We start from the raw sequence: 19719 nt of genomic DNA on the forward strand, positions 1-19719 counted from the left end.
CTTATCGGTACCGATCTGGCGCAAGTTACAACCTGCATCCAGTGCACGCTGATAAACAGCGGCTTGTTCTTCAGGTAACGTGATTGTGATTGTATCGAAATAAGTATCGGTAACCGCAACACCTTTGGCTTTAAGGCCATTAGCCAACAATGCAGTTAAACGATGTACGCGCTCTGCGATTGTTTTCAGACCTTGAGGACCGTGATAAACCGCATAGAATGCTGCCATATTGGCAAGTAGAGCCTGAGAAGTACAAATATTAGAAGTCGCCTTCTCACGACGGATATGTTGCTCACGGGTTTGCATAGCCATACGCAGTGCTGGGTTCCCATTAGTATCAATCGAAACACCAATGATACGGCCCGGAACAGAACGCTTTAGCTTTTCAGAAGAAGCAAAAAATGCAGCATGTGGACCACCAAAACCCATCGGCACACCAAAACGCTGAGATGAGCCTAAAACAACATCTGCGCCGAGTTCACCCGGTGATCTAAGCAGTACAAGCGCAAGGATATCTGCTGCAACAGAGACCATCGCCTTCTGCCCTTTCGCCGCATCTACAATGGCTTTAATATCACCAATTTCACCGTAGGTGCTTGGATACTGTAGCTGCACACCAAAAGGATCTGCGGCTTCTAGATCTGTAACCGGGTTACCGACCACAATATCGTAACCGAAGTACTCAGCACGGGTTTTGATCACATCTAATGTTTGTGGATGTACATCATCCGCTACAAAGTACGTATTACTTTTCTTACGGTTTGAGCGTTTACATAAGGTCATCGCTTCGGCTGCAGCCGTTGCTTCATCTAACAACGAAGCATTTGCAAGCTCCATACCTGTTAGATCCATCACCATCTGCTGAAAGTTCAGTAGTGATTCTAAACGACCTTGTGCAATCTCAGGTTGGTAAGGCGTATAAGCAGTGTACCAACCTGGGTTTTCCATCACATTACGTAAAATAACGTTAGGCACCAAGGTATTGCTATAACCCATCCCGATGTAAGATTTATTCACAACGTTCATGTTAGCGAGCTGTTTTATATACGCTAAAGCGTCAGCCTCTGTCATGCTGTCATTCATATCCAACGCATCATCTAAACGGATGGAATCAGGAACAGTTTGGGTAATCAATTCATCCATTGAACCAAGACCTAAAGAAGATAACATCGCTTTAGTTTGGTCGGCATCGGGGCCTATATGACGACGGGTAAAATCAGTCGTCTGCTGAAGATCACTCAATGTACGTGTAGCCATAACAATAACCTGTTGTAACGTATCGATTGTGATAAATATTTAACCATCACAGATCAATTTATTTAAAGGGTGCGAAGTGTTCCTGCACGACCACTTCGCGTTTGCATATGAAGGAGAGAATTACTCTGGGGAACAACCAACACCTTCGCAAAAACTAATTGGGGACAATAAAGTGATACAAGCTTCAAACTTCTGACTTCTAGATTGGAAGCTGAAAGTTAAAGATTGAAGGATTTCCCTTATATCACTTTATTCGTGGAACCTACGAACAAGCCCTAAGCTTTCTCAGTGGACAATAAATCGACTTAATGCACGAAAGGTTGCCAGTGAAATGACGCGTCCTTTCCAAGCTACCTGACAAAGCAGGAAGTCGATTTAATGTACACCCTTCGGGGCTTTCAGATCAGTCCAATTTCTTCGTTAACAATTTTCGACAGGCAACCAGCATGTCTGTAATCGTTGCCTTGAACTTGAACCGATCTGTAAGCCTGAGGTGTTTAGGGTTTATTCGTAGGTTCCTTAGTCTTCTTCAGCAATCGTTGCTGCGTACGCATCAGCGTTAAGCAGTTTTGTCAGTTCAGATGGATCTGACAACTTAATTTTAACAATCCAACCGCCTTCATAAGGCGCTTCATTCACGGTTTCTGGGGAATCTTCTAGCTCATCGTTAACCGCAACCACTTCACCTGTTACCGGAGAGTAGATATCAGACGCCGCTTTTACAGATTCAACCAGTGAAAACTCTTCACCCGCTTCAACTTCACGACCGATCTCTGGAAGCTCTACAAAAACCACATCGCCTAGCAGTTCCTGAGCGTGGTCAGATACACCCAATGTGATAGTGCCATCGCCGTTATCCAGAACCCATTCGTGGCTTGGAGTGAATACATAGTTAGATGGAATGCTCATAATCTTTATCCTATTACTTGTTCGTTACACAGGTTTTTAATAACTGTTCTTCGCTTATTAACAACTGATTAGCGGTATAGAGGGAATTTTTTACACAACTCTGCGACCTGTGCACTTACTTCCGCTTCCACTTTAGAGTTATCATCTGGGTTAGCCACAAGGCCATCCAAAACATCACTAATCAGATTACCGATTAACTTAAACTCTTCAGGCCCAAAGCCACGGCTAGTTCCAGCTGGCGTACCTAAACGAATACCTGAAGTGACCATTGGTTTTTCAGGATCAAACGGGATACCGTTTTTATTACACGTAATACCCGCACGCTCTAGTGCTTCATCGACCACATTACCTTTCAGGCCTTTAGGGCGAAGATCCACCAGCATTAAGTGAGTATCTGTTCCGCCTGTGACAATGTCACAACCACGCTCAACCATGACACCCGCAAGCACTTTGGCATTTTCAACAACGCGCTCGATATAAGTTTTAAATTCCGGCTGTAGCGCTTCACCAAATGCCACTGCTTTTGCAGCAATCACGTGCATCAAAGGGCCACCCTGCAAACCTGGGAATACAGCAGAGTTAATCTTCTTACCTAAATCTAGGTTATTAGACAGAATCATGCCGCCACGTGGGCCACGTAGCGTTTTATGCGTTGTAGTCGTCACAACATCTGCATAAGGCAGCGGTGATGGGTGAACACCTGTGGCAACCAAACCAGCAATGTGCGCCATATCAACCATAAGGAATGCGCCAACTTTGTCCGCAATCTCGCGGAAACGCGCAAAATCGATCTCACGAGGGATAGCAGAACCACCTGCAATAATCAGCTTTGGTTCACACTCAATCGCAATTCTTTCAACTTCATCATAATCAATACGGCAATCTTCTTTAGACACACCGTATTGAACTGCATTGAACCATTTACCAGATAATGCAGGACGTGCACCATGAGTCAGATGACCACCCGCGTCTAGTGACATACCCAAAACCGTATCACCCGGTTGCAGTAGCGCAAGCATCACCGCACCGTTCGCCTGAGCACCGGAGTGCGGCTGAACGTTAATAAATTCACAATTAAACAGCGCTTTAGCACGTTCAATTGCTAATGCTTCAGCTTTATCCACATACTCACAACCACCGTAGTAACGACGACCGGGATAACCTTCAGCATATTTGTTCGTCAATACTGTACCTTGGGCCTGCATAACAGCCTTAGATACAATATTTTCAGATGCGATCAGTTCGATCTGACGTTCCTGACGATCAAATTCTTCATTAACGGATGACAAGATATCGGCATCACGCTCGGCTAGATCTTGGGTAAAAAATGCTTCGCAAACAGCGTCGTTGCGATACAGATCACTATGACTCATGATTTTTATTCTCTTTAGTTATATTGCGACTTTTTATTCTTTGGACTGGGTAAACCGCTAGATAAATCAGCGCTTTTGTATGCCGCCTTTATAAGCAGCTTTTACAAGCCCTGTTAGCAAGCAACGACATTCACCGCCAGTCCGCCTTGGGAGGTTTCTTTATATTTATCCTGCATATCGGCGCCGGTCTGACGCATCGTTTCAATCACTGAATCCAGTGATACGTGATGCTGACCATCGCCACGCAGAGCAAGACGTGCAGCATTAATCGCTTTCACTGCACCCATCGTATTTCTTTCTATACACGGCACCTGTACAAGCCCGCCAATCGGGTCACAGGTCAAACCTAAATTGTGCTCCATACCAATTTCTGCAGCGTTTTCTATCTGTAGATTGGTCCCGCCCATCACCGCACAAAGCGCACCGGCGGCCATCGAACAAGCCACACCGATCTCACCCTGACAACCGACTTCAGCAGCAGAAATTGAAGCGTTCTTTTTATAAAGCATGCCAATAGCAGCAGAGGTTGCGAGGAAGTCGTAGATACCTTGTTTATTAGAGCCATGAACAAAGCGGTCGTAATAAGCCAATACCGCTGGAATAACACCCGCAGCACCGTTAGTTGGCGCAGTAACAACACGCCCACCGGCTGCATTTTCTTCATTAACTGCGATAGCAAACAGATTAACCCAGTCCATTACCGTCAACTGGTCTTTAAAGGAAGCTTCGGGGCTATTTTTCAGTTCTTCAAAAAGCTCATTCGCGCGGCGCTTAACATTAAGCCCACCGGGTAATTCACCCACCTCATGACAACCGCGCTTAATGCAGTTATCCATGACCTGCCAAATATTCCACAAACGGCTTTCAAGAGTTTCTTGGTCACACCATGTGAGTTCATTCTCAAGCACTATTTCCGCAATAGTTTTACCTTGCCCTTCACAAACCTCTAACAGCTCGACAGCATTGTTAAACTGATTCGGCAATACATGAGTTGACTTAACTGTGGAGCCCTTGCCGGCTTCACCTGCTTCCTCATCACTAAGAACAAAACCACCACCCACTGAATAGAAAATATTGTCATACACAATAATTCCGGCGGCATCATAAGCTTTAAAATGCATGCCGTTGGGGTGCTTAGGTAGGGATTCACCAAAATTAAACGGTAGATCTTTTTCAGGATCAAAAGAGATCATCTGCTCACCGGCCAGATTTAACTGCCCTGTACGTTTGATCTCTTCTATATATAGAGGGACTTTATCTGGATCAACAAGGTCAGGTTTCTCACCCATCAAGCCGATCATCACAGCAACATCAGTCGCATGACCTTTACCGGTCATCGCAAGCGAACCAAATAGACCTACATGAACAGAAGCGACACACTGCAAAACGTCACGCGAGCGCAGCTCATCAAGAAAACGATTAGCAGCGACAACCGGTCCAACCGTATGGGAACTTGAAGGGCCGATTCCCACTTTATATAGATCAAATATACTTAATGGCACTTAACCATCTCCACAGCGGTCATTCCGCTCTTTTTATTATTCAATTCAGCCGGTCCAATCATCTAAGCTAATCTCATGCCTGATATTGAGAACCTATATCAAGCTTAGATTACCTTCGTACGCCTTTATCAATCACAATAAGCGCTGTACAAAACTTAACCAGCCCGTACTCACATTTTCAGATTAGCAGTCCATTTTTCCAAAATCAACAAAAAGTTTCCTATTGGAAATTTTATTTCTAAAAGTTTCTTTTCAGCCAATAACAGGTATATTTTAAAGACTGATGATAAAACCTGATGATCGCGGCCCTACGTATAGGAAAATGCTATGTCTGATAAACCCTCTTTTTTAAAACCAGAAACACTCATCAATGTGACCAAGCAAGCAACGGATGCCACTGTTGAGCCGCTCGAACTTGGCGCACGGGTAAAAGAGCTCAGGCTGAGTCAAAAGCTAACCCTAGAAGAGGTAAGCCAGCTAACAGGGCTTGCAAGATCAACACTGTCTAAAATTGAGAATGAACAGATCTCGCCTACATTCAGCGCGGTAAACAAACTCGCCAAAGGGTTAAATATCGATATACCTCAGCTATTCACCCGCCCGGTAAAAGCTGAAAGTAACGGTTCAGGTCGACGCGACATCACAAGAAAAGGAGAAGGGACGCCCCACCCCACTGTCACTTATGAACATGAGTTACTGGCATCGACCCTCACCCGTAAAAAGATGATCCCCTTCAAAACCACCGTACGTACCCACTCATGGGATGAATATGAAGATTGGGTAAGACATGACGGTGAAGAGTTTCTATACGTACTTTCTGGCCGCATCATGCTCTATACAGAATTTTACGAACCCATTGAGCTTACGGTCGGTGATAGCGCTTATTATGATTGCGAAATGGGCCATGCACTGGTCTCACTCAGCGATGAAGACGCCGAAGTGCTTTGGGTTACCGCTTAGCTTTGGGTAAGCCCTAAGCGTGAATGTCTGATTAGATTAAATGACCGCTAAGAGCATCCGCTGAGAGAGAAAAGCCGCATAGATCATGCGAATACGGTTGCTTAAAAGGATCTACGTTTAACTTTATCAAAGTTAAAAAACTGAGAAACCCGCCTAAATCCCCTTAGTTTCATTCCTCAAGCAGATGCCAAAAACAATGAATATTTTTCCACCAGCCTCTAAGTCATTGTTTTTAATTAAGTTCACACTCATTCCGTTATTAAAAAAAGAGAATTTCTGAATTAATCTCAATTTTTTCGTTGAAATTATTTTTCTCTTACGCTAGCTTTGTTTCCTATTGGAAACTTATTTCCCGTATAAAGTTTTATTTCCTAGCTGTCACTTTCAGTCCAGCAACGGAGAAAACAGCCAACTAGCAACACTGGCCTAGGAACAAGTCAGGTTATAAGCCAAACGAAAGCACTCACGCTGTCGTAGCGGTTTATAAACGTCCAAGTGCAGATCAAATAAAAATAACAAACAATTGGAGTCTAGGTTCATGGAAACATTAACCTCAATAATCGGAGCAATTAACGGTGTCGTCTGGGGCCCATTAATGCTCGTTCTTATCCTTGGTGTTGGTTTATTCCTAATGCTTGGGTTACGCCTTATGCCTATCCTTAAACTAGGCACTGGCTTCAAACTTCTGTTTCAAGGTCGCAACACAAAGGAAGGTGAAGAAAAAGAGGGAGAGATCTCCCCTTTTCAGGCCCTAATGACAGCACTCTCAGCAACCGTCGGTACAGGTAATATCGCCGGTGTTGCTACTGCCGTATTCTTAGGTGGTCCCGGTGCACTCTTCTGGATGTGGTGTACTGCACTTGTAGGTATGGCAACAAAATTCTCAGAAGCCGTTCTGGCAGTTAAGTACCGTGAAGTTGATGAAGAAGGTCGTCATGTGGGTGGCCCGATGTACTACATCAAGAACGGTCTAGGCGCTAAATGGAAATGGTTGGCAACAGCCTTTGCTATCTTTGGTGCAGTCGCTGCGTTTGGCATAGGTAATACCGTTCAGTCCAACTCTGTTGCAGATGTTCTACAGTCTAACTTCGGTGTTGAACTATGGGTAACAGGCCTTGTGCTTATGATCCTAGTTGGCGCGGTACTTATTGGTGGCATTAAACGTATTGGTGCCGTAGCCGGTGCACTTGTGCCTATTATGGCGATTGCTTACCTAGGAGCTGGCTTAGTTGTACTCGCGATTAATGCTGATGCAATCCCAGCAGCAATAGAGCTAGTATTCACTTATGCATTCACTGAATCTGCCGCTGAAGGTGGTTTCGCAGGTGCCGCAGTATGGGCAGCCATTCGCTTTGGTGTAGCACGTGGTGTTTTCTCCAACGAAGCGGGTCTAGGTTCTGCGCCTATTGCTCACGCAGCCTCGCAAACTAAAGATCCTGTTCGTCAGGGCCTTATCGCAATGCTGGGTACATTTATTGATACGCTGATTATCTGTTCTATCACTGGTCTAGTCATTATCACCTCCGGTGAATGGACATCCGGTGTATCGGGTGCAGCGCTTACCTCAGCAGCCTTTGCTAACGCACTGCCAGGCGTAGGTAACTACCTTGTTGCTATTGCACTTGCTGTCTTTGCCTTCACAACAATCATTGGTTGGTCTTTCTACGGCGAACGCTGTGTGGAGTTCCTATTCGGTGTTAAAGCAATTACCCCTTACCGTTTTCTTTGGATTGTCGCTGTACCTGTAGGTGCACTTGTCAGCCTAGATTTCATCTGGTTGGTTGCCGATACCCTAAACGCAATGATGGCTATCCCTAACTTGATCGCACTGGCACTACTAAGCCCTGTTGTATTCAGGTTAACCAAAGAGTTCTTTGCACGTAACGGTGCACCGGCTGATCTTTCTGCGGATAAGAAAGCCTAAGTAAACTCTTAGCATAGCTATAGCTTCATAAGATGAAGCTCTTAATAAAGCAATCACTTAACAAAGGTATAGAGAAGATCTCTGGTAAATAAAGCCAAGCAGGGCTTACTCAAAACAGTAACGCCCTGCTCATTATCCTAAGAGTGATCTGTTGAAAGCGCCTAGAACACGCCTGTGTGTTTTCAAGACATTACTTTTAATGACATGACTTTGAATCAAGTAACTCTTAATACAGTTACTTAAAATAAAACTACTAAAGCCGCTAACTAAGGGCTTACTTCAGCCTAAGAATTAGCACTTTTTTATATGAGCAATTCTTATATATAAAAAGAATGGAGAACAAAAAAATGTCAGAACTGAGCAAAACGCCTCTATACGACCTGCACCTAGAACTCGGTGGAAAAATGGTACCTTTCGCAGGTTTTGAAATGCCGGTTCAGTATCCATTAGGTGTTAAAAAAGAACATATCCATACCCGTAATCACGCAGGCTTATTTGACGTATCACATATGGGCCAAGTTAAATTGACCGGCGAAAATGCAGCGTCAGAACTTGAGAAGCTCGTGCCAGTCGACATTATTGATCTGCCAGCCGGTAAACAGCGTTATGCGCTTTTCACCAATGAGCAAGGCGGCATCATGGACGACTTAATGGTGACTAACTACGGCGACCACTTATACGTTGTTGTGAATGCGGCATGTAAAGAGCAAGACATTGCACATATGCGCGCAAACTTGGGTGCTGGCGTTGAATTAGAAGTACTAGACGATCGCGCACTGGTTGCCCTTCAAGGCCCAGAAGCCGCTCAAGCCCTGTTACGTATCTGCCCAGCAGTAAATGATATGGTCTTCATGGATTCTCGTCACATCAGCATCGACGGTGTTGAATGCTTCGTAAGCCGTTCAGGTTATACCGGTGAAGATGGCTATGAAATTTCGATCCCTTCTACAGATGCTGAACGTCTATGCCGTCTATTTATCGCCCAGCCAGAAGTTGAATGTATCGGTCTTGGCGCACGTGACTCATTGCGTTTGGAATCCGGTCTTTGCCTATATGGTCATGACCTTGATCCAACAACAACGCCTATCGAAGGCAGCCTTATTTGGGCTATCAGCAAATGCCGTCGTGCAGATGGCGAACGTGCTGGCGGCTTCCCAGGTGCAGATACTGTACTCGGTCAAATCGCGAATAAAGATTACACCCGTAAACGTGTAGGTCTACTTGCACAAGGTAAAGCCCCTATCCGCGAAGGTGCAGAGATCGTTAATGCAGATGGCGTAAAAATTGGTGAAGTCACCAGCGGAAGCTTTGGCCCAACCGTCGGAAAACCGGTTGCGATGGGTTATGTCGAAACCGCTTACTCCGTACTAGAAACAGAAGTCTTTGCTGTTGTCCGTGGCAAACAGATGCCAATGACCGTATCTAAAGCACCGTTTATCGAGCAACGTTATTTCCGTGGTTAAGGCAACATAAGACTACATAAGACAACACGCCACGTATAAAAATACGCACTAGCTTTGTTCATGGTAGTAAGGCTTGGGGCCGAATCTCCCTTAGGATTCGGGCCCCTTTTTTAACAGTTGTGTCCCTTTTTAACAGATTGATTGAGGTAGCGTTATGGAACTCATTTCATTACAAGAGCTAAAAGGCGAATCAAAAATGTCTCGCCTGCGTCATAAACCCGACCCTAGCCGTGAGCGTTTACGTAAACCGGAATGGATCCGTATCGACGCGCGCTCTAACGCTAATGTTAAAAAAGTCAAGAAGCAGCTACGTGATCTAAATTTACATACCGTCTGTGAAGAAGCCTCCTGCCCTAACTTGGCAGAATGCTTTAGCCACAAAACAGCCACTTTGATGATCATGGGTGCAATCTGTACCCGCCGCTGCCCCTTCTGTGATGTAGCGCATGGCCGTCCAATGCAATTAGACCCGGAAGAGCCAAAGAAAGTCGCCTCAACCATTTCACAGTTAGGTCTGAAATATGTGGTTATCACCTCAGTAGACCGTGATGATCTTAAAGACGGTGGCGCGGGTCACTTTGCAGAGTGCGTAAAAGAAGCGCGCCTACTCGACCAAGAGCTCAAAGTAGAGATTCTTGTTCCAGATTTTCGTGGACGTATCGATGTTGCCTTAGAAAAACTGTCGGCGCATATCCCTGATGTTCTAAACCACAATATGGAAACCGTTCCAGCGCTCTACTCACACGTTAGACCGGGGGCAGACTATCACTGGTCACTTAACCTGCTTTATCAATTCAAACGTCTACACCCAAGTGTGGATACTAAATCAGGCTTAATGGTTGGGTTAGGTGAAACCAAAGAGCAGATCATCCAAGTGATGAAAGATCTGCGTGCTAATGATGTAGATATGCTCACCATCGGCCAATACCTACAACCGAGCAAACACCACTTAGCGGTAGAGCGTTATGTCACACCGGAAGAATTTAAAGAGTATGAAGAGATAGGCTACCAGCTAGGCTTTAAGAATGTTGCCAGTGGTCCCATGGTTCGTTCCTCATATCATGCTGATTTACAAGCTAAAGGTTTGTAAGGGAGTTATAAAATGTCACTGACACATACACCACAGCTAGCCGACGATCCTAAAAACCAAGGCGGTACCCTAGTTCATCTTAATGTACATGCAGCAGTTGGCAACGATAGCCGCATCAACAGCATCATCGTGCGTGAACGTCCGTTTATCGGCGACATCGGCTTAGACGCAGAGCCTAATAACAAAGAACTACTTATCGCTTTAGGCGAAGTAATGGGCGTATCCCAACCCCTGACGGTTAATCGCATCTCCTGCATGGGTCGCCTAGCGATCTTATGGGTCAACGAAAACCGTTGGCTTGTTTTACCTCCCGCAGGTGCACACGAATCGGTTCTGCAAGCGCTGCGTGAAACCTTTGGTGAAGATTTAGAACTCAATGAGTCATCAGGTCAGTTAAAAGCTCATCTCACCCAAGCAGCTATTCACTACCTGCTTAGTAGCTCAAACACGCAACAGTTTAGTGACCTGCCCGTGACCGAATCAGAACTCAATGAAGGGATCAGTATTTTATCGCTTCATGACGCACAAGATTACGACATTCTTGTACGTAAAAGCTGCGCTGAAAGCTTATGGCAATGGCTACAACTGAATACCCGAAATGCCGATTCAAAAAGCCATCAAAGCAGGGCTGTGATGGCTACTTAGAAATAGGTTAATAAACCTATTTAGGCGCAGCAGCACACTTCACAATGTAACAACCTAGAAAAGAACAAGGATAAGCCAACAGATGTCAGTCTATACCCCTATCAGCCATAACGAACTAGCACAGCACCTACAGCACTACTCCGTAGGTCAGCTTATCTCGTATAAAGGCATCAGTGCCGGGGTAGAAAACAGCAACTTCTTTGTCAATACAGACCAAGGCCGCTATGTACTGACGTTGGTAGAATCGGTTCCTGCGGAAAAGCTGCCCTTTATTCTAGGCTTAGTCGATCATCTGGCGAGCCAAGGGCTTCCCTGCGCACAACCGATCCATCTAAACAGCGGCGAACTGTATACCACACTCAACAATCGGCCTGCAGTTTTGATGGCGTGTTTACAAGGTTCACCGCTAGAAACACCCAACAATCAACAAGTTGCGGTGATCGGTAAAACACTCGCTCAGTTTCATCAACTCTCAAGCCAGCTAGACGTTGAGGCCTATGTACATATCCCACAATGGTGTACAGAACTGGGCGCTCGACTGTTTAATCACTTAGACGATGAACAACAAACTCTGCTCCAAAGCAGCTTAATGGAAGCAGGAGAGATTGATTGGACCATGCTACCCAGCGGGCCTGTGCATGCAGACCTGTTTCCAGATAATGCTATGTTTGTAGACGATAAGCTCTCCGGCCTAATCGATTTCTACCATGCGTGTTCAACGCCCTACCTTTATGACCTGTGCGTCACCCTTAACGCATGGTGCTTTAATGAAAAAGATAACCAGTTTGATAACCAGAAAGCGCAAAAACTGCTTAACCAGTATCAGGAGATCCGCCCTTTAGATCCTATGGAAGAGGAACTACTGCCGGTAATGATGCGCATCGCTGCGCTGCGCTTCTGGTTATCCCGCTTGCGGGATTACCACTTTCCCCAGTCGGGGGAACAGATCACACAGAAATGCCCTATGGGCAAACAGCACCTTCTAAAACTGCTAAATACCCCTAATTTCGCTATAAAATAAAAGCATAAACTTATTATTTTTCAGGCCGTTCTAGGGTGGTGCTACTGCACTATTTTAGTGCTGCTGTTCTGCACCACCGCTACCCCCCCCATCAATTCGTCAGATTCAAAGTGAATCACAATCACTTTACGCGCCTGCAACATGAATTAAATTTTTTGAATAAATATTCAATGTGAATTTTTATCCCCCTTAATTAATAGAGAAATTTAAATACCTCTTCTAGACTGAATTTCACTGTTTTCAGGAAGTACTCTCAAAGTAGTAACAGATTGATAATAATAAGAATGAGGAAAAGAGATGTTAACGTACGAAGAATGCTTAGAACTAAGTGAATTAACCTCTGACGAAGTAGATGCCATCGCAGAGCATGAGCATATGGACCCAATGATGGCTATGGCATTGGGCCACTACATGATTACTCACGCTGGCGAACAAAAGATCAAACGCATTATTATGGACGATATAGAAAAAGCACAACGCGATCATAACTATCAACATGCGGAGATGCTTCAAAAAGTTCTTAAGCACTTTATTGCCACACATCCAGAACATAATTCTATGAAAGCGGCTTAGTCTTAGTTCTTTGAGACATTATTAAGCTAGCCACTTTCTAGTAGCTGTGCCCGTCCCCTTCGATACCGGTTATGGGTGTTAAACACCCTAAACCGGGATCTCTTTTAGCTGTACATTTATCACTACCTTTCCCCATTAAATCTGCCTTTCCTTGATAGTCATCAACACCTAAACCCTGCCAAATTGTTAGCCTAGATCCTTCTATAATCACAAACGATGTCATCCATGAGCCACATTCCCGTAAAGACCGCAAAGCCCGTAAATATAGCAACAACACAGCGCCCTAGCTCGTCTAAACGCCTCTGCTCTGCTAAACGTCCAAATCCGGCCAAACGGATGACTGCTGCCGATCACCAAGACAGTGTTATCTATCAAATCAGAAATAGCCTCTACATAAACTTAACCGATCGCTGCACCTTAGCCTGCCAGTTTTGTCCAAAACACAACGGTTCAACAGAGGTTAAAGGCCATGAGCTTTACCTAAGTAAACGTCCAGAGGTTAGCAGTATCATTTCGCAGCTCGGCGATCCCTCTCGTTATGATGAAGTGGTCTTTTGCGGTTATGGCGAGCCAACCCTACGCCTTAAAGCCCTGCTTGAGATTGCCCATTGGGTAAAACAGCATGGGGGCAAAACCCGTATCAATACCGATGGTTTAGGCAACCTGTTTCATAAGCGGGATATAGTGCCAGAACTGGCAGAGTGTATTGATGCCCTATCCATCTCACTCAACGCCCAGAACGAAACCGTTTATAAGCAACACTGTTTACCCGCGCTGCCCGGTTCTTATGAAGCGGTACAAGCGTTTATCAAACGTGCAGCAGCCCTGATTCCAGATGTTCAGGTTTCAGCGATTAATGGATTAGAGGGGGTAGATGTTGTTGAGTGTCGGGAGATGAGTGAAAGGTTGGGAGCGGAGTTTAAGCAAAGGGAGTTGGATGTGGTTGGGTAGGCAAACGACTTGTAACAGAAAAAGCGTGTAACTGTCTGATCAAGTCTGAGCTACTACAACTAAAGAGCTAATAATGTTGATATAGCCTACGCGAACAAAGATAATAAAATTTAATTACATTTTCACTAGGCTCACTAATCCCTATCCCACCCTAAAACGTTTCACTTTACTATATAAACCACCTGCCATATTTTTAAAATGAGCAGCGGTGCTTTGTGTATCTTTTGATAGCTGAAGCACCACTTGGTTTTGATCGCTGAGAGATACAAGGTTTTGATTGATATCTTCAGTTACCTGACTTTGCTCCTCTGTTGCAGTTGCAATCTGAATTGCCATATCGTTTACTTGGCTAGCCGAATCTTCAATATTAGTTAGCAGCTCCTGAGTACCATTAACTAGCTCTACAGATGAATTTACTTGTGATGATCCTGTTTGAATTGAAGTAACAGCCTGCTTTACACCTGACTGTAATTTCTCAATCATCTGTTGAATCTCTTCTGTCGAGTCCTGAGTCTTACTTGCTAATGAGCGAACCTCATCAGATACGACGGCAAAGCCTCTACCATGATCACCTGCTCGAGCTGCCTCAATGGCAGCATTCAGTGCTAGCAGATTAGTTTGATCTGCAATTCCACGAATAACATCTAGCACTGATGCTATATTTTCAGATTCTACTTCCAGCTCAGCAATTACACTCTCAGCATGGGCCACCGACTGGGATAACAATTCTATTTGAGCAACAGAGTTGTTAATGACATCTTTACCCTGATTGGAAATCTTAACCGTAATTGCTGTTTCAGCTGCCGTTTGCTGGGCATTTTCTGCAACTTGTCGTATAGCTGTACTAAATTCATGTACGGCTGAGGCAATCATTTCCACAGAGTGGCTCTGCTCATTAACAGTACTCATACTATTGTTAGCTGAGTCCTCAAGCTTTTCCGAATCTTGATCAAGACTTTCAGCTTGATTACGCGTATCCCTAATCAATTCTTCTAGGTTAGAGACAAAAGCGTCAAAAGCGCAAGCAAGTTCACCAAGTTCATCTTTACGTTTTGAATTGATACGTAAGGTTAGATCACCATCCCCCTGACTAATCTCTTTCACTCTATCGGTTAATTCATTAATACTCTGTACCAGCAATTTAGGTGTTAAGAAAGTGAGAGTGCCTGAAATCGCTAGTACAACTAAAATAAATATTCCGATTGCGAATGAGAAACTTTCTATATCCTCCGCGAGAATAGCCCGTTCTGTTAATGCCTGCTCATCCAAGGATTCTCCAGCAACATCATAAAGATCACGCAACTTCCCAAATGCTATATTTGCTTCATTATCACTCCAAGCAATAGCAGCTTCGATTTTGCCACCTTCAACCAAAGCAAACACGTTATCAGCTTTAGTTTTCCAATCTATGTATACAGCGTCAAACGTAGCTAGCTTACTTAGAATCTCAGGATAATCTGCCATCAGCTCTTTGTACTTACTCATACGATCTAGGGCTTGCTGAGCATTCTCATCAAACCCCGCTTTTACGACAGAATCCACATTCCCCAGTAGGTAATTCAATTCAGCCTCTTTAGCCTGATATAGATCCCGATCAGCGTTCAAGATCGAGGAGATCGCTGGTAAATAGTTACCCCCAAATGTATTTACTCCCATCTTAAGATCACCTATCAGTACTTTACCGCCTCCAGCCACTAATAGCATTGCAAGGGTCAACATAACCATAGTGATTGAAAGCTTAAAACGAATGCTCTGCCAGGGACTTGACTTCATAGTAGATACTCTTCAACGAAACGTATTTATTTACTATAGGATATTTTGAATCAAATAATAGTAGCAAGTTCATAATAAAGGGAGCTAGAGCGACAAGCACCCTATTAGAGGGTAAATGCCTAACTGGTGAAGGTGAAGGTGAAGGTAAAAGCAAATAGGATAAATAAAGAGTTAATACGGATAGGTGACATCACAGTTAATTCGTTTAATCTGTTGAGTACAATTAAATTTTGAAATGCCGAGGTTTAACAATCAATCCAGACGTTAAAATTTAACATAGCCAAACAACTGTAGTTTATAACTATTTAAAAACAAGCTGGGGCTCCTGTTCGTCTGTGTTGCACAGACTACTAATAAGAAAATTAAATCTAGACTTAGAAAGTTATTTCTAGCGGCTCAATTACTTTGACCGATTTCGACTAAACTAATATTGCTTGGTGGATTAGGAGACTTACAAACAATGCCCAGCACTACCCATGAAGATTCTTGGAGAGAATCGGATAAAGAGATCAAGGAGCAGTTAGGACTACTTGAAGCTTATGCTGATGCGACATCGGACTGGTATTGGGAGCAAGATGATTCATTCAGGTTTACAAAATTTGTAGGTAGTGATGCCGAATATCAACGTTTCAGCTTATCTTCGTTAATTGGGAAGCGACGTTGGGAGTTGGATATATATCCAACCGAAAACTGCAAACTACAAGATCACATCAATGACTGTACCAGTCACCGCCCCTTTCGTAATTTTGAGTATGAAGTCATAGGTTCCAATGGAAACACCCGCTGCTTTTCTATTAGTGGAGTCCCTCTATTTGATGACCAAGGAAAATTTACCGGCTATCGAGGTATCGGGACTGATATTTCAGACTTACACCAAAACCGTGTTGAACGTAAAAAACACGAAACACGCTTAAACCAAGTTATAAAACGAATACCCATTGCAGGATTCGCAATAGATACAGAGCACAAAATAACTGACTGGAATGCAACCTGTGAACATCTTACTGGATTAGCCTCAACAGAAGTGACGGGCACGCGTACAGGCTGGAAAGGGTTTTATCTAGAACCTAGACCCCTCTTAGCTGATTTAGTGGTTGATAATGCGCCTGATAACACCTTTAAACACTACTATGGCAACCATTATCGGCGCTCTACTCTTATCGAAGATGCTTATGAAGCGGAAGGTTACTTTCCCAATATTTTGGGTGGCTGTTGGCTTTTATTCACAGCAACTCCGCTAAAAGATGAAGAGGGTAGCGTTATTGGAGCGGTAGAAACATTTCATGATATTTCCCACCAGAAAAAGCAGGAACAACAGATTTTAAGGCAAGCCCATTTTGATAGCCTAACGAATCTACCCAACCGTTTTTTAGCCCTAGATCGGTTAACCATGCTTCTAAATGAAGCGACCCGAAACCAAACAAAGGTAGCAGTTTTATTGCTCGATCTTGATCAATTTAAGAAGGTTAACGACAGTCTGGGTCACGATGTAGGTGATAACCTGCTTATCGAGTGCGCTCACCGTTTAGAGGAGAATATTCGTTCAGGGGATGCTATTGCTCGACTGGGCGGTGATGAATTCATCGTCATTATTAACAATGTTAATACGGTTGAAGAGGTTGAGATAATCGGGCGCAATCTTCTGAAAAAATTCAGAGAAGTTTTCAAGTTTGAAGGCAGAGACTTATTATTAACCGCTAGCGTGGGTATATCGCTCTCCCCTGACGATGGAGATGATCCACAAGTATTACTCAGGAATGCGGAACTGGCGATGTACCATGCAAAAGAAGTAGGTCGCAATATGTGTCAGTTCTTTTCTCAAAGAATGAACGCAGGTGTTACACGCAGATTACAATTAGAAGAACAGCTCCATTCTGCATTGGAAAAAGGAGAGTTATACGTTCACTATCAACCTGTTGTAGAGATTAGTACTGGGCAAATCGAAGGTGCTGAAGCACTTTTAAGATGGAACAACCCCAAACTTGGTCAAGTTTCCCCGGAAGAATTTATCCCGATTGCAGAACAAAGCGGTTTGATCATGCCAATTGGATATTTCGTGCTTTCAGAAGCTCTATGGTTCGCTCACCGTTGGCAACAGAAGAAAAAATTCCAACTAAACGTGGCTGTAAACCTTTCCCCTTTACAGTTGCGTGATAAAAAACTTATCGCCAGAGTTGAAGCTGAACTTACCCGATACAGCCTACCCGGCGACCGACTTAAACTAGAGATCACTGAAGGCGTTTTACTGGGTAACCAAGAACACGTGACCCAATCGATAAAAGCATTAAAGGCACTAGGAATCAGTTTATCAATGGATGATTTTGGTACGGGATATTCTTCCCTCAGCTACCTCAGAAAATACCCCTTCAATATAGTGAAAATTGATAGAAGCTTTATTCAGGAATTTGAAACCGATGCCACAGCTCCGGCTTTAATAAATGCGACAATTGCTATGGCACATTCACTGGGATTAGAAGTTGTCGCTGAAGGCGTAGAAACGCAAACTCAATTCGACTATCTCAAACTAAACAAATGTAATTACATCCAAGGTTACTTTTTTAGTAAACCCCTAGCCGAAGATGCCTTTTGGGACCTTAAGGATCTCCCTATATAAATGAACAAAACAATGGGCACTCCCCCTAACTATCTTTTTCCAAAAAATGAGAAGAGAGCGCCCCCTTCTGCTCTCTTACTCTACTTCTCTTAGCATAGCGGCTCCTACATATTAGGCCGTTTTTTCAGCTCCTCGTTCATATGATTGCTTGGTCCATAATTTGCTTAAATATCATCATTAAATTATTACGGCCAAGGGCTGGTCAGGTAGTCATTGAATATGGCACTTGCAAAAGGATATGTCATGAACGCAAATTCAATACAGCAAAGCAGTGGTATTTATCAGTTATTTAATCAAACGGGAGCTGATCCAAAGGCAGTCCCAAAAACAGTACCGCCAACGGCTGAAACTAGCCCACAAACGCAATCGGTTCAGATCAGCTCTGCTGGCAAAAATGCAGAACAAAACTGGCAGAATATAGCGCAGAAGTATGATGTAACTAACATCAGCGGGGCTGAACGCCGTGCAATGACTGGCGAACTCATGGGCGCAGGGCTGATCTCTTCTACTGAAGGGCTAGTAATGGCGGCTCCAAGTAGCATGAATGAGAACCCTTCGGAAAAGGAAAACTATCTAGAGGTGATGCAACAAAGTCTTGATCTAGCAAAGAACAACGGATCAGCAGCAGAACAAGTTGAACTGCTGGAAAGTGTCTTAAGCATCCTCGATAAATTGTACTTAATTAAAGCTGAAGCATAGCCTGTACAACGTTCAAAATTTACACAGGTCTAATACAAATGAGCGGCAAACGTTTGCAGTCTGACGCTGTTAACTGCCGCTTTACTTGCCCGGCTGTTCCCTTTAGAAAAAACAGCCTATCAATTTCATCAACAGTTCCCTAGGACAGCTATATCTATCACCTCAATGCTGTGGATTTATCGCCTTCCAGCGTACAACTTGTGGGTTGATAAAACCGGAATCAATCATCGCCTTTTTTATAGCCCCTTGCTGTTTTAATATTTTGATTCCTCTCTCCATGGCTAAGGCAATTTTCTGATAATCCTTATGCTTTATGGAGACAATGAAATGCAGGGTTCCATAAAGGACAAGTTTCATCCCTTCTACAGGCACAACATCGTAGCCAGGGATGCTGCTGACTAAAACTTCACGTTTAGAGAAATACAGAAATAGGTAATCAACTCTTCCTGTTTTAAGCATTTTGAACATCTAGGTGTCCATCGCAATATTAAACGTATTTAACCCTAGCGCTTTTATCTCTCTCCAATCTTTAACCCAGTTAGAAGATAAGATCGTTTGGTACGCTTTTAATTTATCAACAGACTCTGCATTTAAGATAACTGACCGTTCAGGCAGAGCATATATCCCTTTTTGAAACCAACGATTTTCGATGATCACTTCAGATATATAGATCACGCTTAGCGGTGCCCTCCAACCAAACCGATTAGTTCATCAACATCAATACACCATTCGTTACCTGAGAAAGAGAACGTGCGTAGTTAGGACTATTATCAACATACTTAAGCTGATGTTTATAGCCACCCAGGTGAAGCGCTTTAGACATCAGAAAGAAGTCCGCTATACCTCTGTCCATCTTTGGGTGATCAAAATGAGTAAACGCGTAAGGCTCTACACCGTTTAGAATCTATTGGTATAACTTAACATCGGATTTTCCAGCTGACACATTCACTACGTTAAGTTCACTT

At 43.8% G+C, this 19719-nt stretch carries 17 protein-coding genes and 1 pseudogene; 10 read left to right on the top strand and 8 right to left on the bottom strand.

Annotated features, from left to right (window positions below):
* From B4K11_RS05880 to B4K11_RS05895, 4 genes and pseudogenes are all read right to left on the bottom strand, one after another.
* A pseudogene (locus B4K11_RS05880) lies at window positions 1-1257 on the bottom strand (glycine dehydrogenase); the annotation flags it as partial.
* Between the two features lie 519 nt (window positions 1258-1776).
* The gene (gcvH, locus tag B4K11_RS05885) at window positions 1777-2166 is read right to left on the bottom strand and encodes a glycine cleavage system protein GcvH (RefSeq protein ID WP_414689257.1); all 390 of its coding nucleotides are present in this window, start codon (window positions 2164-2166) and stop codon (window positions 1777-1779) included.
* Between the two features lie 68 nt (window positions 2167-2234).
* Entirely contained in the window at window positions 2235-3539 is a 1305-nt protein-coding gene (gene glyA, locus B4K11_RS05890) for a serine hydroxymethyltransferase (RefSeq protein ID WP_292957055.1), read from the bottom strand.
* Window positions 3540-3652: 113 nt separating this feature from the next.
* Window positions 3653-5041 carry an L-serine ammonia-lyase gene (locus tag B4K11_RS05895; protein WP_292957052.1) on the bottom strand — a complete coding sequence of 463 codons (1389 nt, stop codon included), beginning with the start codon at window positions 5039-5041 and terminating at the stop codon, window positions 3653-3655.
* 327 nt (window positions 5042-5368) lie between these two features.
* Between B4K11_RS05895 and B4K11_RS05900 the strand changes: the two genes are divergently transcribed.
* The 7 genes from B4K11_RS05900 (at window position 5369) to B4K11_RS05930 (ending at window position 12717) form a co-directional block, all read left to right on the top strand.
* The gene (locus tag B4K11_RS05900) at window positions 5369-6001 is read left to right on the top strand and encodes a helix-turn-helix domain-containing protein (RefSeq protein ID WP_292959281.1); all 633 of its coding nucleotides are present in this window, start codon (window positions 5369-5371) and stop codon (window positions 5999-6001) included.
* 538 nt (window positions 6002-6539) lie between these two features.
* Complete coding sequence (locus B4K11_RS05905; protein ID WP_292957046.1) at window positions 6540-7925, top strand: alanine/glycine:cation symporter family protein; 1386 nt, start codon at window positions 6540-6542, stop codon at window positions 7923-7925.
* A 347-nt stretch (window positions 7926-8272) separates the two neighbouring features.
* Window positions 8273-9388, top strand: coding sequence for a glycine cleavage system aminomethyltransferase GcvT (gcvT, locus tag B4K11_RS05910; protein WP_292957043.1), 1116 nt, complete (start codon window positions 8273-8275; stop codon window positions 9386-9388).
* 154 nt (window positions 9389-9542) lie between these two features.
* Window positions 9543-10478: a lipoyl synthase gene (gene lipA / locus B4K11_RS05915; RefSeq protein WP_292957040.1), complete on the top strand. Its 936-nt coding sequence runs from the start codon at window positions 9543-9545 to the stop codon at window positions 10476-10478.
* A 12-nt stretch (window positions 10479-10490) separates the two neighbouring features.
* The gene (locus B4K11_RS05920) at window positions 10491-11123 is read left to right on the top strand and encodes a sarcosine oxidase subunit gamma family protein (protein WP_292957037.1); all 633 of its coding nucleotides are present in this window, start codon (window positions 10491-10493) and stop codon (window positions 11121-11123) included.
* 82 nt (window positions 11124-11205) lie between these two features.
* Window positions 11206-12144, top strand: coding sequence for a homoserine kinase (locus tag B4K11_RS05925; RefSeq protein ID WP_292957034.1), 939 nt, complete (start codon window positions 11206-11208; stop codon window positions 12142-12144).
* Between the two features lie 297 nt (window positions 12145-12441).
* A complete protein-coding gene (locus tag B4K11_RS05930) occupies window positions 12442-12717 on the top strand; it encodes a hypothetical protein (RefSeq protein ID WP_292957032.1) in 276 nt (91 codons plus the stop codon).
* A 37-nt stretch (window positions 12718-12754) separates the two neighbouring features.
* Here the strand turns inward: B4K11_RS05930 and B4K11_RS05935 are convergent, their stop codons facing one another.
* Window positions 12755-12928 (bottom strand): hypothetical protein, encoded by a 174-nt coding sequence (locus B4K11_RS05935; RefSeq protein WP_292957030.1) that lies wholly within the window; start codon window positions 12926-12928, stop codon window positions 12755-12757.
* 14 nt (window positions 12929-12942) lie between these two features.
* Between B4K11_RS05935 and B4K11_RS05940 the strand changes: the two genes are divergently transcribed.
* On the top strand, window positions 12943-13668 hold the full coding sequence (locus tag B4K11_RS05940) for a TatD family nuclease-associated radical SAM protein (RefSeq protein ID WP_292957028.1): 726 nt from the start codon (window positions 12943-12945) through the stop codon (window positions 13666-13668).
* Between the two features lie 141 nt (window positions 13669-13809).
* Here the strand turns inward: B4K11_RS05940 and B4K11_RS05945 are convergent, their stop codons facing one another.
* Window positions 13810-15441: a methyl-accepting chemotaxis protein gene (locus tag B4K11_RS05945; RefSeq protein ID WP_292957026.1), complete on the bottom strand. Its 1632-nt coding sequence runs from the start codon at window positions 15439-15441 to the stop codon at window positions 13810-13812.
* A 460-nt stretch (window positions 15442-15901) separates the two neighbouring features.
* On the opposite strand from B4K11_RS05945, the gene B4K11_RS05950 reads away from it, so the two are divergent.
* Window positions 15902-18055 (top strand): sensor domain-containing protein, encoded by a 2154-nt coding sequence (locus B4K11_RS05950; protein ID WP_292957024.1) that lies wholly within the window; start codon window positions 15902-15904, stop codon window positions 18053-18055.
* Window positions 18056-18298: 243 nt separating this feature from the next.
* Window positions 18299-18754, top strand: a complete 456-nt coding sequence (locus tag B4K11_RS05955) for a hypothetical protein (protein WP_292957021.1) — start codon at window positions 18299-18301, stop codon at window positions 18752-18754.
* Between the two features lie 162 nt (window positions 18755-18916).
* On the opposite strand, the gene B4K11_RS05960 is transcribed toward B4K11_RS05955, so the two are convergent.
* A complete protein-coding gene (locus tag B4K11_RS05960) occupies window positions 18917-19222 on the bottom strand; it encodes a hypothetical protein (RefSeq protein ID WP_292957018.1) in 306 nt (101 codons plus the stop codon).
* Window positions 19223-19429 (bottom strand): hypothetical protein, encoded by a 207-nt coding sequence (locus B4K11_RS05965; RefSeq protein WP_292957015.1) that lies wholly within the window; start codon window positions 19427-19429, stop codon window positions 19223-19225.
* Window positions 19430-19719 lie beyond the last annotated feature (290 nt).

The sequence above is a fragment of the Neptuniibacter sp. UBA6509 genome (genome assembly GCA_002435145.1).
Taxonomy (GTDB): Bacteria; Pseudomonadota; Gammaproteobacteria; order Pseudomonadales; family Balneatricaceae; genus Neptuniibacter.

Bases quoted from the DNA above. Each gene is read 5' to 3' on its own strand.
- B4K11_RS05945 (WP_292957026.1), bottom strand. From the start codon at position 15,441: ATGAAGTCAAGTCCCTGGCAGAGCATTCGTTTTAAGCTTTCAATCACT.
- B4K11_RS05960 (WP_292957018.1), bottom strand. From the start codon at position 19,222: ATGTTCAAAATGCTTAAAACAGGAAGAGTTGATTACCTATTTCTGTAT.
- B4K11_RS05920 (WP_292957037.1), top strand. From the start codon at position 10,491: ATGTCACTGACACATACACCACAGCTAGCCGACGATCCTAAAAACCAA.
- gcvH (WP_414689257.1), bottom strand. From the start codon at position 2,166: ATGAGCATTCCATCTAACTATGTATTCACTCCAAGCCACGAATGGGTT.
- lipA (WP_292957040.1), top strand. From the start codon at position 9,543: ATGGAACTCATTTCATTACAAGAGCTAAAAGGCGAATCAAAAATGTCT.
- B4K11_RS05950 (WP_292957024.1), top strand. From the start codon at position 15,902: ATGCCCAGCACTACCCATGAAGATTCTTGGAGAGAATCGGATAAAGAG.
- B4K11_RS05900 (WP_292959281.1), top strand. From the start codon at position 5,369: ATGTCTGATAAACCCTCTTTTTTAAAACCAGAAACACTCATCAATGTG.
- gcvT (WP_292957043.1), top strand. From the start codon at position 8,273: ATGTCAGAACTGAGCAAAACGCCTCTATACGACCTGCACCTAGAACTC.
- B4K11_RS05905 (WP_292957046.1), top strand. From the start codon at position 6,540: ATGGAAACATTAACCTCAATAATCGGAGCAATTAACGGTGTCGTCTGG.
- B4K11_RS05955 (WP_292957021.1), top strand. From the start codon at position 18,299: ATGAACGCAAATTCAATACAGCAAAGCAGTGGTATTTATCAGTTATTT.
- B4K11_RS05925 (WP_292957034.1), top strand. From the start codon at position 11,206: ATGTCAGTCTATACCCCTATCAGCCATAACGAACTAGCACAGCACCTA.
- B4K11_RS05940 (WP_292957028.1), top strand. From the start codon at position 12,943: ATGAGCCACATTCCCGTAAAGACCGCAAAGCCCGTAAATATAGCAACA.
- B4K11_RS05930 (WP_292957032.1), top strand. From the start codon at position 12,442: ATGTTAACGTACGAAGAATGCTTAGAACTAAGTGAATTAACCTCTGAC.
- glyA (WP_292957055.1), bottom strand. From the start codon at position 3,539: ATGAGTCATAGTGATCTGTATCGCAACGACGCTGTTTGCGAAGCATTT.